This window comes from Neorhizobium huautlense, assembly GCF_030811685.1.
GTDB classification, from domain to species: Bacteria; Pseudomonadota; Alphaproteobacteria; order Rhizobiales; family Rhizobiaceae; genus Neorhizobium; species Neorhizobium huautlense_A.
Genome location: NZ_JAUSRF010000003.1, coordinates 102,446 through 117,233, shown reverse-complemented (window position 1 = coordinate 117,233; position 14,788 = coordinate 102,446). Strand labels below are relative to the sequence as shown.

Here is a 14,788-nt window from a genome sequence, read left to right as displayed (position 1 = left end):
AGATTTTTTGATCGAAACCGGGCGAAGCCTTCTGCTTCGCCCGGTCCTCGGAAGTGTTATTTGGAAGAAACGTAGTCGAAGGCCGTATCGCGTTCGGCAGAAGCGGCATCACGCTTGTCGGCCGGGCCGTAACCGCCGCCGCCCGGCAGTTCCAGAATCAGCCTGCGGCCGGCCGGAACATGCTGACGCCCCTTGGAGGCCAGACGGGTGCCGTCATCCAGCAACACAGCACCGGCGGCGCCGTTTTCGCCACCTTCACGTCCGCGCGGCGGGTGATCGACACGGTCGAACATGGCGTTGAAATGCATCTCGTGACCTTCGGTCGGCGAGATTTCCACCACCTGACCCAGACCGCCGCGGAACTGGCCCGCACCACCGGAACCGTCACGCAATTCCTTGCGCCAGAAGATGACGGGACCGACATGCTCGGTCGCCTCGATCGACATCGAATGCACGCCGCTTGGAAAAGCCGTGGCGCTCATGCCGTCGAGTGTCGGGCGCGCACCGGAGCCACCGCTGTTGAACAGCAGAACCTCGGCGCGCTGGCCGCCATCTGCAGGCGCCTTTTCGCCTTGCAGCGGACGAACGCTGACATGCAGGTTCCAGAGCGCGCCCGCCCCTTCAGCCGGGATTTTTCCCGGCAGCATCTTGTGAACCGCGCCAAGCACGGCATCGGGCACAAGATGGCCAAGCACGTGGCGAACGGAAACCGGTGCGGGATACTGCGCATTCAGGATGCAATCCTTCGGCGCCACAACGCGGAACGGCAGAAGCGAGTAGTGGTTGTTTGGAATATCGGGTGCGATCGCGACCTTCATGCCATAGCAGGCATAAGCTGCCGAATAGATGATCGGGCAATTGATGCCCTTCGGGCTTGGTGGCGATGTGCCGTCGAAGTCGGCGAGGATATGATCGCCTTCGACATCGAGACGCACGGCGATATCGATCGGCGAACCGTAACCATCGACCCGCATCGTGTTGGAATAGGAGCCCTTCGGCAGCGCGGCAATCCGCTCGATCGTCGCGTCATAACTGCGCTTGAAGATGAATTCGCCGAGCGTTTCCAGATCGTCGAGTTCGAACTCTTCCATCATGTCCATCAGGCGGCGATGGCCGATCTCGTTGCAGGCGGCCAGCGAATAGACGTCACCGACGACCTGATGGCTTTCGCGCACGTTGTTGTGCAGGATGTTGACGAGATCCGTGTTGACCTTGCCACGTTCGGCGAACTTCATGATCGGGACAAAAATGCCCTCTTCGTAGACCTCGTTGGCATCCGGGCCAAACCCACGACCGCCGACATCCACCACATGCGCTGTGCAGGCGAAATAACCGACGAGTGCGCCATTGCGGAAGCTCGGCGAGACGACGGTGAAGTCGTGCAGATGGCCGGTCCCCTTCCAGGGATCGTTGGTGATGTAAACGTCGCCCTCAAAGATGTTCTCCGGCCCGATATCGCGGATGAAGTGGCCGACGGCTTCTGCCATGGCGTTGACGTGGCCGGGCGTGCCGGTGACCGCCTGGGCAATCATCAGGCCGCCGCGATTGAAGACACCGGCGGACAGGTCACCGGATTCGCGCACGCTGGTGGAAAATGCGGTGCGGATGAGGGTGATGGCCTGTTCTTCGACGACGGAGATCAGCCGGTTCCACATGATCTGCATGTGAACGTCGGAAAGTGCGTTGGTTTTCATGTCAAATCCTCCGTTCAAGCGTTCTGCTTGACGCGTACGAGCAGGCAGCCATCGGCCTGCATGATGACTTCGCGGCTGGCGGTGATGATGGTCGAGGTTTCGCGTTCGGTGATGACGGCCGGACCGGAGACAAAATCTCCCGGTTTCATGTCGGCCCGATCAACGACCGAAGCCTTCTGGAAACTGCCTTCCTGCACATCGAATATGTCGCGTGTGCCACGCACCTTCGCTTCGCCAGCCTTTGCCGTCCTGCCGATCCGCTCCGGCGGCGCGACCTTGGATGTTGCCCGCAATGACCAACTGACGATCTCGACATCGAGACCATCGATGACGCGGCCGAAGAAATGTTCGTATTGCTCGTCGAACAGCTTGCGGAACAATTCGCCATCGGCATCCGCATAATCACGGACCTCGATCGTGACCGGCACTTCCCAGCCCTGACCGACGTAACGCATGTAGGCGATGCATTCGAGATCCGGATCGGCATCCGGCGCGCCGGAGCGCACGAAGGACGTTGCTTCCGCGATCAGATCCGCCATCGTCTGGTTGATGGCCACGGCATCGAAACGGCTGAGACGGCTATAGGCGCTGCGTACACTTTCGAAACCGAAGGGAGCACGCAGGAAGCCGATGGCCGAGCCGACCCCTGCCCCCGGCGGGATCAGCAGTTCGGCCATGCCGAGTTTTTCGCACAGGCGGCTGGCATGAATGGGAGCCGCACCGCCGAAGGCGATCATGGTGAACTCGGAGAGTTCCTTGCCGTTCTCCACCGCATGCATGCGAGCGGCATTGCTCATGTTCTCATCGACCACTTCGCTGAGGCCGTAAGCGGCTGTCGCAATGTCGGTTTCAAGCTTCGAGGCGAGATCCGCATCCATCGCCTTGTCGGAGGCCGGGCGGTCGAGCTTCATCGCACCACCGGCGAATTCGTCCGGATCGAGGCGACCGAGGATGAGGTCGGCATCCGTGACCGTCGGGTTCGCACCGCCGCGACCGTAGCAGGCAGGACCGGGTTCCGAACCGGCACTGTGCGGCCCGACGCGGATCTGGCGCATGCTGTCGATCGTGGCGATCGAACCACCGCCGGCGCCGATTTCCACCATCTCGATCACCGGGATGGAGATCGGCATGCCGCTGCCCTTCTTGAAGCGCCAGGTGCGCGCCACTTCGAAAGTCTTGGAGGTTTTCGGTGTCTGCTTTTCGATCAGGCAGATTTTTGCGGTCGTGCCGCCCATGTCATAGGAAAGCACCTGATCGAGACCGTAGCTGCTGGCGACATGGGCCGCGAAGATGGCGCCGCCGGCGGGGCCGGATTCCAGCAGGCGCACCGGAAACTCGACAGCGCTTTCTACGCTGATGATGCCGCCGCCCGAATGGATCATGAAGACCGGGCAACACGTGCCTTCCTGTGTCAGGCGACCGACCAGTCGATTGAGGTAGGATGCCATCAGCGGCTTGACGAAAGCATTGGCGCAGACGGTGTTGAAACGCTGGAACTCGCGCATCTGCGGCGACACTTCCGACGAAATCGACACGGAAATATCGGCCTTCTTGGCAAGCAGCCTGTCGCGGACGGCCTTTTCATGCGCGCCGTTCAGATAGGAATGGATGAAGCCGATGGCCACGCTTTCATAACCGGCCGCAATGATGCGATCGCAGAGTACATCCACCTCGGCCAGATCCAGCGGCTTCAATACCGAACCATCGGCGCCGATACGCTCGTCGATGACAAATCGTTCGTTGCGCGGCACGAGCGGTGCGGGCAGGACGATATCGAGATCATACTGTTCGAAACGGCTTTCGGTGCGCATCTCGATGACGTCGCGAAAACCCTTGGTGGTGATGAAGGCCGTGCGTGCGCCGCGTCGCTCGATCAGCGCATTGGTGGCAAGCGTCGTGCCGTGAATGATCGTGTCGATCTCGCAAAGTTCGACCCCGGCCACTTCAGCCACCTGCCGGATGCCTTTGACGATCGCACTTTCGGGGTAGGAATAGTCGGTGAGAACCTTGATCGAATGGAGCGTGATGCCTACCTCCATCGCAACGTCGGTGAAGGTGCCACCGATATCGACACCGACCCTGATCTGCTTGCCATCTTTCGCCATTGTCTGTCTCATGCTCCATAAGCGAGCTGTTGTTTGCCCTGTCTGAAAACCCGGTTTTCGGCATGGCAAGGCCTGTCCCCGCCCGCACTTACAGGCGGGGGCCAAAAGCTCTTCAGTTGTTGATGTTTGGCTGTCCGGCGCGGCGGCGCTTGCCAGTCGCGCGGGACCGAAGTGTTACTGCTTGCCTGTGAAATCGACGCCCGGCAGTGTTGTCGGGAGTTTTGCGCGATCGACGCCGATCCACTTCTTGTAGAGGGCGTCGAGTGTGCCGTCCGCGGTGTGACGGGCCACGAAATCGTTGAGGAAATCGAGCATTTCCTGATCGCCCTTGCGAACGGCCATGCCCTGGAAATTATCGGCAACCTTGTATTTGCGTCCGAACGATGCGTCGTTGCCGGTCTGCTTGATGACAAGGCCATAGGTCACGCTGCCGACAATCGCATCGACCTGACCGGACAGAAGTGCCTGCACCGTCGTCGCGTCATCATCGAAGCGCTTGATCTGGGTGTCCTTCGGCGCGACCTTCACGAGCAACGGCTCGAAGGCGCTGCCGCGATTGACGCCAATCACATATTTGGAGAGATCCTCATTGGCCTTGATGTCCGCATCCGTTTTGCCCCAGACGGTGATATCGTTCGAAGCGTAAGGGATGACGTACTGAATGACCTTGGCGCGTTCTTCGGTGATCGTCATCGACGGCACGAGGAAATCGACATTGCCATTCACCAGGAGCGGAATGCGGTTCTGGCCGGTGATACGCTCGAACTTCAGCTGGATGCCGAGTTCCTTGGCGATCAGCTTGGCGACTTCGATGTCATAACCGTCGTTCTGGCCGTTCTGATCGATGAAACCCCAGGGGAACTGGTCCATCTGCACGCCGATGGTGGCGCTTCCCTTGGCCTTGAGCTCTTCCGGCGTGACGGCAAGCGCCGTGCTGGCAAAAGAGGTCGCGGCCAGAAGCATGGCAGCGAAGCCGCCCAAAACTTTCGAACGCGAAAGGGTCAATGCTGTATTGAACATGTGGTCACCTCTGGTTGATTTTTTTGGCATGCGTTCTTGTTTTACCGCGCGGCGTTGAGACGCCGTTCGATCCGTGCACTGCAATAGGTCAGGGGTATGCAGATGAAGAAGTAGATCAGTGCGACCGCCCCATAGACCTGCAGCGGCTGAAAGGTGATGTTGGCCATCAGCTGGCCTGAGCGGGTCAGCTCTGTGAGGCCGAGCAAGGCGGCAAGCGCCGTGCCCTTGATCAGGTTGACGAGGAAGCTGATGGTGGCCGGCAGACCGATGCGGAACGCCTGCGGCAGCACGACATCAAACATCCGGTGAAGATAACCGATGCCCAGTGCAGCCGCGGCCTCATTCTGCCCGTTCGGCACGGCCTGGATGCTGCCGCGCCAGATTTCTCCCAGAAAGGCGCTGGTATGCAGCGACAGGCCGATCGTGAGCGCCACCCAGACATCCACCTTGAAGCCCAGAAGCGGCAGGCCGAAATAAACGAAGAACAGCTGGATGAGCAGCGGCGTGCCCTGAAAGATCTGGATATAGGTGGCCATCAGGATGCGCAGCCAGGCCCATTTGCTGGTCCGGCCAAGCGCCACGGCAAGCCCGAGCGCGCCGCCGACGGTGAAAGCGAGAAGCGAAAGGACAACCGTCCAGCGTGCGCCTTCGAGCAGAAAGAGGAATTCACCCCAACCGAATTGACGGATCATCTGAACGCCTCACTTTGCCGGATAGGAGAAATAGACCCGGCCAAGCACGCCGAGAGCGATGGAGACGAACTGGGACAGAGCCAGGTATATGATGCCGAGCGTCAGGTAGATTTCGAAGCTGCGGAATGTCTGGGAATCCAGCGTCTGGGCGAAATAGGTCAGTTCTTCGGCCGAGACCGACGACATCAGGCTGGAATTCAGCATCATCAGGATGAACTGGCTGCAGAGCGCCGGATAGACCGCCCGGATCGCCGGACGAAAGACGATGAAACGATAGATATCAAGGACACGCATGCCGAGCGCCCTGCCCGCCTCGATCTGGCCCGGCCGGATGGATTGCACGCCGCCACGCACGATTTCTGCCGCGTAAGCCGCGCAGTTGAGTGTCATGGCAAGGATGGCGGCCTGTTCACCGCTCAGGCGGATGCCGAGCGCCGGCATGCCGAAGAACACGAAAAACACCTGAACGAGGATCGGCGTATTGCGGATCAGTTCGATGTAACCGATCGCGATCGCCTTCAACGTCCGCTGCTTGCTCATGCGCATCAGCATGAAGACGATGCCGAGCGACAATCCGAAGATCATCGAGAGCGACGACATTCTCAGCGTGCCGAGAATACCATCGACAAGCATCGGCCAGGCGGCAAGAACGGGGGCGAAGTCGAATGTATAATTCATCGGCCCCTCCTCAGTGATTGAGGATCTGGCTGAGGAACGCTTTGGTGCGTTCATGGGCCGGATTGCTGAAGAACACATCCGGCTTGGCGCTTTCGATGATCTCGCCGCGATCCATGAAGATGACCCGGTGCGCAACGGCGCGGGCGAAACCCATTTCATGGGTCACGCAGATCATCGTGATGCCGTCATCGGCGAGCGAAATCATCGTATCGAGAACTTCCTTGACCATTTCCGGATCGAGCGCCGAAGTCGGCTCATCGAACAGCATGATCTTGGGGTCCATGCAGAGCGCACGCGCAATCGCCACGCGCTGCTGCTGGCCGCCGGAAAGCTGGGCCGGATGTTTCTGCGCCTGCTCGGCAATATGCACCCGCTCGAGATGGTACATCGCCTTTTCCTTCGCTTCGGCGACGGACGTCTTGCGAACCCGGCGCTGCGCAAGCATGCAGTTTTCCAGAACCGTCAGATGCGGGAAAAGATTGAACTGCTGAAAGACCATGCCGACATCGCGGCGGATATGATCGGCATTGCTGCCCTTCTGGTTCAGAACCGTGCCATTGACGGAAACGCTGCCCTGCTGGATTTCCTCCAGATGGTTGATACAGCGGATGAGCGTGGATTTGCCCGATCCGGACGGCCCACACAGAACGATGTGTTCGCCGCGCCCCACTTCCAGATCGATGCCCTTCAGAACCTGAAGATGGCCATACCATTTGCTGACGCCGCTTATGGCGATGGCTTTTTCCGACATGCTGGTCCCGTTCATGGCCAGTTCCCTTCTTCTTCTTCCGTCAGGCTTTTGGTGCGACTTCAAAAATGGCATCGACCTCGACCGAGGACCCGCGTGGCAGCGAGCCGGCGCCGAGCGCGGTGCGGGTGTGGCGACCCTTTTCGGCAAAGATTTCGACCAGAAGGTCGGACGCGCCATCGATGACGGCCGGATGCCCTCTGAAACCCGGTGGAGCGTTGACGAAGCCACGCAGCTGGGCACAGGCGAGAACACGGTCGAGATCACCATCAAGCGCAGCATTCACCCGCGCCACGATGTTCAAGGCGCAAAGCCGGGCGGCCTTGTAGCCATCTTCGGGCGAGATATCCTGGCCGACAACGCCGACATAATGCTCGACACCGTCGATCCGCGGGATCTGGCCGGACACGAAGAGCAGGTTTCCGACAAGGCGATGTGGTATGTAATTTCCGGAGGCAGGGGCAATCGAAGGCAATACGATACCCAGCTCGGAGAGACGTGCGGCGACGACACTCATAGCGGCTTTCCATCTGATTGTAATGAACGCACCAAAGGCGCGAACCATGTTCCCGGATCAGATCGCCATCCTTTTCTACCGGGATGGTCGTCTGTTCGCTTCTTATGGTTTGAGCTTATTGAAATACTATCTCTTGTCAATATCCAATCTAGTGATGATATCACTTCAGGGGCGTCGAGAGAATAAACGATTTAAAACACTGACAAGACACGCTTTTATGTGATATCACCACCAACGCATTGGTGAAGAAAAATCTGAACGTCACAAAATTTTTTTGTGCAATCCGTGCAGAAATTCGCGTTTTTCGCCCGCCAAATGGCTTCAAATGAAGAGTGCGCACTGTTTCAGATGGAAATATGCAATCAGGAGGTAGCACCACAATATGAGGTCGTGCTACCTTATCGCGATTAATGACATTACAGGCGCCGATGGCGTCAGGTTGGACGGGTGATTTCTTGGATACTTTGACAGGCCGCACCATTCGGGCTCTGAAGGCACATATCAGCGACAGCCAGCTTGAAAAGGGTTTCAAGCTGGGGTCGTTGAACGAACTGTCACAGCAGTTCGGCGTCAGCAGGACGGTCATCCGCGAAGCTGTCTCGGCGCTGCGTTCGGATGGGGTCGTTGAAGCCCGGCACGGTGTCGGCGTTTTCGTGTCTGAACCACCGCGCGCGGAAACGGACGACCCCAACACTTTCGATGCAGATGTCGCGCTTGCCCCGCTTTCCCGCCTGAAAACGTCCTTCATGGATCTGCTTGAACTTCGCATGGCCTTCGAGGTGCACGCGGCCGGATTGGCGGCGGTGCGGCGCTCATGGGCGCAGGAATCCAATATCTGGAATGCCGCGCGTCAGTTCGAGTCGTCGCTGGATGACGAAACCGCGCTCGATCACCTCGATTTCGTTTTCCATCGCTCGATCGCCGAAGCCACCAACAATGGCGCCTTCATCGAATTCTTCAGCCTGATGAGCCTGCAGATCCTGCCGCAGCCGGCGTTTTCAAAGGAGTTGAATCCGGGGCTCATCACGCATGAGTATGTGCAAAACACCGTCGTTGAACATCGCGCGATCTGCGAGGCGATCAGCAGCGGCAGTTCGGAAAATGCACGCGAGGCAATGCGCTCACACCTCAACCGGAGCCACTTGCGTTATCGAGGTTTTGCAGACGGCGACACTTCGCCGCTCAGCAATATAGCGAGGGAAGACTGACCCGCTCGCCACGGCGGGCTATCGCGTATTGATGCGACATGGACCCGCGCCCCGGCTCTGACGGGGGTGGAACGAGACGAGGCAAGCGACCCGTCCCCGGCAGGTGTCGGCAGGCGGACAAGGGACAAATCTCAAACTCAGCGTCTGCAGCACCGTCCCATTCCCTCGCAATCGCTCCGGCCCCCTCTCTGCATTCAGGGAGAAAAGGCAACCGGCACTATCTCAATCCCATATACGATCGCCTGAAATCGGCGGGGCCGTACACGTTGGCGCGGCTCCATCAAGTTCTCGTCGGACTGTGCCATCAGCGACTTCGGAACAAACCCTGTCGCCGATCTCGCGCATGCACTTGGCGAGGCCTTGCAGTACACGCCCGAGCCGTTCCGGTCGGTATTGCCGACCGGATTGCGGTGATCTTCGATCTTGCCGTATGGCACTGCGCGATGGCGTCCCACCGCCCGGCGCGACATCAGGCCGGCAGCGCCCCTGATTTTTTTGCCACCCAGGTCGCGACATAATCCATGAGGCCCGGCGACAGGCAATCATAAGGCTCGAGCCCGACTTCCTTCAATCGCGCCCGGACACCGTCCATGCGTCCCGGATCCACACCGGATTCGATGATCGACGACACGAAGGCGGCGAAGCCCGGAGGTGCCCAGCCGGGCTCCTGAAACCGTTCGGGATGGACGAAGGACAGCCCCTGAAAAGCATGTTCCCTTTCGACCGGTCCATACATATGCACGCCGCATTGTTTGCAGGCATGCCGCTGGATCAGCGCGCTCGGATCGACGACGGCGAGCTTGTCGCCGTTTTCCAGAACGCTCACCTTGTCGGTCGGGGCGACAGCGACGACCGAAAAATCGGCGCCCTTCGGTTTCCAGCATTTGGTGCAGCCGCAGGCGTGGTTATGGGCCACCTGCCCGTCGATCTTCACCTTGACCGGCCGGTCGGCACATTCGCACACAAGCGTACCGCCGGAAAAGCCGGGACTGGCCGGCTTGATGCCACCATCCACCACGGGATGGATGCGAATTTGAACTGCACTATCCATTCAGATCTCCTCCTCTTCTCCTCAAGGTCCGTCCGATCACCGGCGGCTACCTCACCTCAATAAAACAAGGCCATGGAAGCATGCTCCCGGGCATCCATTCAGCACGCGGTGCTGCCCCCCCCTGCCCGACACCGGCTTTAGCCGTAAAGCACCACGCCGCGGATGCTCTCGCCCGAATGCATCAGCTCGAAACCCTTGTTGATGTCTTCCAGCGGCATCGTGTGGGTGATCATCGGATCGATCTGGATCTTGCCTTCCATGTACCAGTCGACAATCTTCGGCACATCGGTGCGGCCGCGCGCGCCGCCGAAGGCCGTGCCCATCCAGTTGCGGCCCGTCACCAGCTGGAACGGACGGGTGGAGATTTCCTGGCCCGCGCCGGCAACGCCGATGATCACGGACTTGCCCCAGCCGCGATGCGAACTTTCCAGCGCCTGGCGCATGACCTTGGTATTGCCGGTGCAATCGAACGTATAGTCGGCGCCGCCGATCAGGTCGCCGTTGCGCTTCGTCATGTTGACGAGGTAGGGCACGATATCGTCGCCGACTTCCTTCGGATTGACGAAATGCGTCATCCCGAATTTTTCGCCCCAGGCCTTGCGGTCGTTGTTGATATCGACGCCGATGATCATGTCGGCACCGGCAAGGCGCAGGCCCTGCAGCACGTTGAGACCGATACCGCCGAGGCCGAAGACGATCGCCGTCGAGCCGATCTCCACCTTGGCCGTGTTGATGACCGCACCGATGCCGGTGGTGACGCCGCAGCCGATGTAACAAACCTTGTCGAAGGGCGCGTCAGGATTGATCTTTGCGAGCGCGATTTCCGGCAGAACGGTGAAGTTCGCAAACGTCGAGCAACCCATGTAATGGTGGATCTTGTCCTTGCCGATGGAAAAGCGCGACGTCCCGTCGGGCATCACGCCCTGTCCCTGCGTCGAGCGGATCGAGGTGCAGAGGTTGGTTTTTCGGCTCGTGCAGGAATAACACTCGCGGCATTCCGGCGTGTAGAGCGGGATGACGTGATCGCCCTTTTTCAGCGACGTGACGCCGGGGCCGACATCGACGACGACGCCCGCACCCTCATGGCCGAGGATGGCCGGAAACAGGCCTTCCGGATCGGCGCCGGACAGCGTGAAATCGTCGGTGTGGCAGATACCGGTCGCCTTGACCTCGATCAGCACTTCGCCGGCCTTGGGGCCTTCGAGCTGAACCGTCATCACTTCCAGCGGCTTGCCGGCCTGAACGGCGACTGCGGCGCGTACGTCCATTCTCTCACTCCCCTCTGGACAGATTTGGCTGTGACCGGAGGCATTTCGCCTTCCGGCAACAGAAAGATTTCAGGCGGATGCGCCGTTTCATTGGGTGATCCTCCGGTCACGCTCGTCGAGCAGCGGCACGCCGTAATCGAGCAGAAGCTTGTCGATCTTCGACTGGTTTTCCCGAATGAAGGTGTTGAGCGTGCGTTTCCAGTTCTGGTCGGAGGGGCGCACGCCCATGGTGATGCGATAGATCATCCGCTGGCCGCCCTTTTCGTGGATCAGCGGCACAACTGCCAACTCGGCGTCTGATCGGGCCGCGTAATAACCGGCCATCGGCCCCCAGACGACGGCGGCATCGATCACGCCTGCCTGCATGTCGCGCATCATCACCTCCGCCATTGAGGGCGCAGCCCTTGTATCGATCATCAGCGGATAGATTTTTGCTTTTTCGAGCAGCCGCATTGCGGCCATTTTCGCGGTCGGCGGTGTGCTTTCGACGACACCGAGCCGCTTGTCCTTCAGCCTCGGATCGGCCAGCGTATCGACGCCGGAAAGATCGCCATCCTTGCGATAGATGAGGACATAGGAAGAGCGGTAATAGGCATTGGTGTTCTGCACCAGTTCATCACCCTGCGCATAGCCCATGACGATATCGCATCGGTTGGCGCCGAGCGTATTGCGCACGAAACCCATGACCGACGGAAACCAGGTATAGGAGACCGATTTTCGGCCCGTGCCTGCGGCGACCATCTGCGCCAGCTTGTCCTCGAAACCATCGCCGCTTTCATCGGAAAAGGGCATGTTGGAAGGGTCGGCACAGACACGCAGAATATCGGGATCGACCAGTTCGCCGGCCGCTCCGAGGCCTGCTGTCTGGGCATGGGCGATGTCCGAAACCGCAGGCGCCACGATCGCGACGGCCACCAGCAAAACACAGCGCAAGCAGGCCGCTGAAACCGATCGCATGAAAATGCCCGCCATCTCAGCCTCCCATGCAGGAGGCTTCGTAATCCTTTGCCCCCTGCGGCTTGTCGGCTTTCTTAGGCGGACGTCCGCGCGGCGCGGCCTCCACCGCGCGTGCACGCAGATAAACGTAGATATCGTCGAGATAACAATAGACGTTCTTGTTGTCGCCAAAGGCCGGCATGACGTTTTCCTTGCCGCCGCCGACATTCTTGCGACCTTCCGCCACGATCGACAGGAAACTCGCATAATCCAGCTTTTTCAGGCTGTTGGCCAAGGCGGGCGCATAACTGGAACCGACGCCATCGGGCCCATGACAGGTGTGACAGTCGGAATGGTACCGTCGGTAACCACTGAACGTGTACCAGTCGACCGTGCCATCGGCGGAAATGCGAAAGGTCGGATTGCCGTCCTTGTCGAAGAACTTTCCGTCCTCCTCCGTCGCCACCGCCGCCTTTTGCTTGTCGTCGTCGGCGAAGACCGTTCCAAAACTCGAAAAGGAGAATGTCGCTGCACAAAACGCGAAAACTGCCATGCGAAAAGCCATTGAAAAACCTCACACGTCAAACATTTTGCATGCACGGTCTGGCGCCTGTTTCGGGCCTCTTATGCCGCGAAAGCCGCAAACCACGTTATTACCCTAAATGATGCACTGATCCCGTGGCGGGCCGCGCCTCGTTGAGCGCGACCCGTCTGCTCAGGTCCGTCAGTCGGGAAGACCGAAAACCGTCAATTGGCCACCGAGCGTCGTATAATCGGCAAGGGCGGCATAACCGCCGACCGCACCGAGGCCGGCCGTGCCGACCACTGCGGCCTCATCCTGTCCACCGCGGCCCTGATCGACCGCACCATGCCATGCGGCCGCATTTTCCGGCGACAGAAGACCGCCGGCGAGACCGATACCGGCCCAGCCACCGACGCCCGAGAGCACGGCGATATATTGCTTGCCGCCATGTTCGAACGTGTTGATGTTGCCGATGATGCCGGACGGCGTCTTGAACCGGTAGAGTTCCTTGCCGTCCAGATTGACCGCCTTGATGTAACCTTCCAGCGTGCCGTAGAAGACCACATCGCCGGCCGTTGCCAGCGCACCGGACCAGACGGAGAACTGTTCCGGGACCGACCAGACGATCTCGCCCTTGGCGGCATCCCAGGCGATGAAATTGCCCATGCCGCCATGGCTGTCCGGAGCCGGATACATGGAGACCGTTGCCCCGACATAGGGCTGGCCTGCCGTGTAACTCACCTTGTAGGGCTCGTAATCCATGCAGACATGGTTGGTCGGCACGTAGAACAGGCCGGTTTTCGGCGAATAGGTGGCCGGTTGCTGGTCCTTGGAGCCGAGCGCTGCGGGGCAGATGCCGGTGGAGTTGACGTCCTCGCCATTCTGGTGCGTCGAATATTTGGCGACCACCTGCGGGCGGCCATATTGCTCGCTTTTCGGATCCATCACCACTTCGCTCGCCCAGTTGACCTTCGGGTCGTATTTCTTGGCGACCAGCAGCTCTCCGCTCACCCGGTCCAGCGTGTAGCCAAAACCGTTGCGGTCGAGATGCACCAGCACATCATGTTTTTTGCCGCCGATCTCCATACCGTCGACAAGGATGTTTTCGTTGACGCCGTCATAATCCCATTCGTCATGCGGGGTCATCTGGTAGAGCCACTTGGCTTGGCCGGTATCGGCATCGCGGGCCATCAGCGTCATCGACCATCTGTTATCGCCGGGACGCTGCACCGGGTTCCAGGTCGAGGGGTTGCCCGTGCCGTAATAGACGAGATTGGACTTGGCATCATAGGAGAACCAGCCCCAGGTCGTGCCGCCACCGGTCTTCCACTGTTCGCCTTCCCAGGTGTTCATGCCGGAATCCTTGCCGACCGGCTTTCCCAGGTGGGTGGTCTTTTCCGGATCGATCAGGGTTTCGGCATCCGGTCCAGTAGAATAGGCTTTCCAGGCAAGCGAACCATCTTTCAGGTTATAGGCAGCCGTCCAGCCGCGCACGCCGAATTCGGCACCGGACACGCCGATGATCACCTTGTCCTTGATGATCAGGGGGGCGGCCGTGCCGGATTCACCCTTGCTGCCATCGGTCTGGTCGCCGTTCTTCACCGACCAGACCACCTTGCCGGTCTTGGCATCGAGCGCCACGACGGTCGTGTCCGCCTGGTTGAGGATGATCTTTCCGTCACCATAAGCCACGCCGCGATTGACCGTGTCGCAGCACATGATGCCGATGACGTTCGGATCCTGCTTCGGTTCGTATTTCCAGAGGATCTTGCCGTCGTTGTTGAGATCGAGCGCATAGACGATATTGGGGAACGGCGTGTGGATATACATCACGTCGCCGATCACCAGCGGACCGCCTTCATGGCCACGCAGGACACCCGTGGAAAAGCTCCACTTCACCTGCAGGTTCTTCACGTTGTCCTTGGTGATCTGGTTCAGTTCCGAATAACGATGATTGGCATAGTTGCCTGCAGGCATTGCCCAGTTCTTCGGGTTGGCGGACAGGGTCGTCAACTCGTCGTTTGCCAGAGCGGCTCCGGCAAATCCGGCGGCGAGACATCCCGTCGCTGCCAGCATCAAAAATGCATGTCTCGCAATTACGCGTTTTCCAGATAAGCGCATGTGAAATCCTCCCGATGCTTATCACTCACGCGAAGTTCGGCACAGCGAACCTCCGCATGCTCCAGGGCAGCCAAAGCGATTTTCTCAACTATGCGGGAAATATTTCCGGCAGCGTGTCACGGCACATGGACGGCCAGTTGGCACCGTTATTCTCCATCCACGAACCTGCGGGTCTCGCCCCTCCCAAAAGCCAGACCTTAAAGCCGGAAAACGAGTGAAAGATAGGT

13 protein-coding genes are annotated in these 14,788 nt (G+C 59.5%); 1 reads left to right on the top strand and 12 read right to left on the bottom strand.

Going from position 1 to position 14,788, the window contains the following annotated elements:
• Positions 1-56: 56 nt before the first annotated feature.
• The 7 genes from J2T09_RS05330 to J2T09_RS05300 all read right to left on the bottom strand — a co-directional run bounded on the left by J2T09_RS05330 (position 57) and on the right by J2T09_RS05300 (position 7,454).
• Positions 57-1,694 carry a hydantoinase B/oxoprolinase family protein gene (locus J2T09_RS05330; RefSeq protein ID WP_306831929.1) on the bottom strand — a complete coding sequence of 546 codons (1,638 nt, stop codon included), beginning with the start codon at positions 1,692-1,694 and terminating at the stop codon, positions 57-59.
• A 14-nt stretch (positions 1,695-1,708) separates the two neighbouring features.
• On the bottom strand, positions 1,709-3,799 hold the full coding sequence (locus J2T09_RS05325; protein ID WP_306831927.1) for a hydantoinase/oxoprolinase family protein: 2,091 nt from the start codon (positions 3,797-3,799) through the stop codon (positions 1,709-1,711).
• A gap of 174 nt (positions 3,800-3,973) precedes the next feature.
• Positions 3,974-4,819, bottom strand: a complete 846-nt coding sequence (locus J2T09_RS05320) for a transporter substrate-binding domain-containing protein (RefSeq protein WP_306831925.1) — start codon at positions 4,817-4,819, stop codon at positions 3,974-3,976.
• Positions 4,820-4,860: 41 nt separating this feature from the next.
• Positions 4,861-5,511 (bottom strand): amino acid ABC transporter permease, encoded by a 651-nt coding sequence (locus J2T09_RS05315; protein WP_306831923.1) that lies wholly within the window; start codon positions 5,509-5,511, stop codon positions 4,861-4,863.
• A gap of 9 nt (positions 5,512-5,520) precedes the next feature.
• The gene (locus tag J2T09_RS05310; protein ID WP_306831921.1) at positions 5,521-6,189 is read right to left on the bottom strand and encodes an amino acid ABC transporter permease; all 669 of its coding nucleotides are present in this window, start codon (positions 6,187-6,189) and stop codon (positions 5,521-5,523) included.
• 10 nt (positions 6,190-6,199) lie between these two features.
• Positions 6,200-6,955, bottom strand: a complete 756-nt coding sequence (locus tag J2T09_RS05305) for an amino acid ABC transporter ATP-binding protein (RefSeq protein WP_306831919.1) — start codon at positions 6,953-6,955, stop codon at positions 6,200-6,202.
• 25 nt (positions 6,956-6,980) lie between these two features.
• On the bottom strand, positions 6,981-7,454 hold the full coding sequence (locus J2T09_RS05300) for a RidA family protein (protein ID WP_306831918.1): 474 nt from the start codon (positions 7,452-7,454) through the stop codon (positions 6,981-6,983).
• Between the two features lie 455 nt (positions 7,455-7,909).
• On the opposite strand from J2T09_RS05300, the gene J2T09_RS05295 reads away from it, so the two are divergent.
• A complete protein-coding gene (locus tag J2T09_RS05295) occupies positions 7,910-8,662 on the top strand; it encodes a FadR/GntR family transcriptional regulator (protein WP_306831916.1) in 753 nt (250 codons plus the stop codon).
• Positions 8,663-9,131: 469 nt separating this feature from the next.
• Here the strand turns inward: J2T09_RS05295 and gfa are convergent, their stop codons facing one another.
• The 5 genes from gfa to J2T09_RS05270 form a co-directional block, all read right to left on the bottom strand.
• Positions 9,132-9,713 (bottom strand): S-(hydroxymethyl)glutathione synthase, encoded by a 582-nt coding sequence (gene gfa / locus J2T09_RS05290; RefSeq protein ID WP_306831913.1) that lies wholly within the window; start codon positions 9,711-9,713, stop codon positions 9,132-9,134.
• Positions 9,714-9,850: 137 nt separating this feature from the next.
• Positions 9,851-10,981 carry an S-(hydroxymethyl)glutathione dehydrogenase/class III alcohol dehydrogenase gene (locus J2T09_RS05285; protein ID WP_306831911.1) on the bottom strand — a complete coding sequence of 377 codons (1,131 nt, stop codon included), beginning with the start codon at positions 10,979-10,981 and terminating at the stop codon, positions 9,851-9,853.
• Between the two features lie 87 nt (positions 10,982-11,068).
• Positions 11,069-11,953: a quinoprotein dehydrogenase-associated putative ABC transporter substrate-binding protein gene (locus tag J2T09_RS05280; protein ID WP_306831909.1), complete on the bottom strand. Its 885-nt coding sequence runs from the start codon at positions 11,951-11,953 to the stop codon at positions 11,069-11,071.
• A gap of 1 nt (position 11,954) precedes the next feature.
• Complete coding sequence (locus J2T09_RS05275; RefSeq protein WP_306831907.1) at positions 11,955-12,470, bottom strand: c-type cytochrome, methanol metabolism-related; 516 nt, start codon at positions 12,468-12,470, stop codon at positions 11,955-11,957.
• A gap of 171 nt (positions 12,471-12,641) precedes the next feature.
• The gene (locus tag J2T09_RS05270) at positions 12,642-14,516 is read right to left on the bottom strand and encodes a methanol/ethanol family PQQ-dependent dehydrogenase (protein WP_306831906.1); all 1,875 of its coding nucleotides are present in this window, start codon (positions 14,514-14,516) and stop codon (positions 12,642-12,644) included.
• Between the last annotated feature and the right edge of the window lie 272 nt (positions 14,517-14,788).

Bases quoted from the DNA above. Each gene is read 5' to 3' on its own strand.
- J2T09_RS05330 (WP_306831929.1), bottom strand. From the start codon at position 1,694: ATGAAAACCAACGCACTTTCCGACGTTCACATGCAGATCATGTGGAAC.
- J2T09_RS05325 (WP_306831927.1), bottom strand. From the start codon at position 3,799: ATGGCGAAAGATGGCAAGCAGATCAGGGTCGGTGTCGATATCGGTGGC.
- gfa (WP_306831913.1), bottom strand. From the start codon at position 9,713: ATGGATAGTGCAGTTCAAATTCGCATCCATCCCGTGGTGGATGGTGGC.
- J2T09_RS05285 (WP_306831911.1), bottom strand. From the start codon at position 10,981: ATGGACGTACGCGCCGCAGTCGCCGTTCAGGCCGGCAAGCCGCTGGAA.
- J2T09_RS05280 (WP_306831909.1), bottom strand. From the start codon at position 11,953: ATGGCGGGCATTTTCATGCGATCGGTTTCAGCGGCCTGCTTGCGCTGT.
- J2T09_RS05300 (WP_306831918.1), bottom strand. From the start codon at position 7,454: ATGAGTGTCGTCGCCGCACGTCTCTCCGAGCTGGGTATCGTATTGCCT.
- J2T09_RS05275 (WP_306831907.1), bottom strand. From the start codon at position 12,470: ATGGCAGTTTTCGCGTTTTGTGCAGCGACATTCTCCTTTTCGAGTTTT.
- J2T09_RS05305 (WP_306831919.1), bottom strand. From the start codon at position 6,955: ATGAACGGGACCAGCATGTCGGAAAAAGCCATCGCCATAAGCGGCGTC.
- J2T09_RS05320 (WP_306831925.1), bottom strand. From the start codon at position 4,819: ATGTTCAATACAGCATTGACCCTTTCGCGTTCGAAAGTTTTGGGCGGC.
- J2T09_RS05270 (WP_306831906.1), bottom strand. From the start codon at position 14,516: ATGCTGGCAGCGACGGGATGTCTCGCCGCCGGATTTGCCGGAGCCGCT.
- J2T09_RS05310 (WP_306831921.1), bottom strand. From the start codon at position 6,189: ATGAATTATACATTCGACTTCGCCCCCGTTCTTGCCGCCTGGCCGATG.
- J2T09_RS05315 (WP_306831923.1), bottom strand. From the start codon at position 5,511: ATGATCCGTCAATTCGGTTGGGGTGAATTCCTCTTTCTGCTCGAAGGC.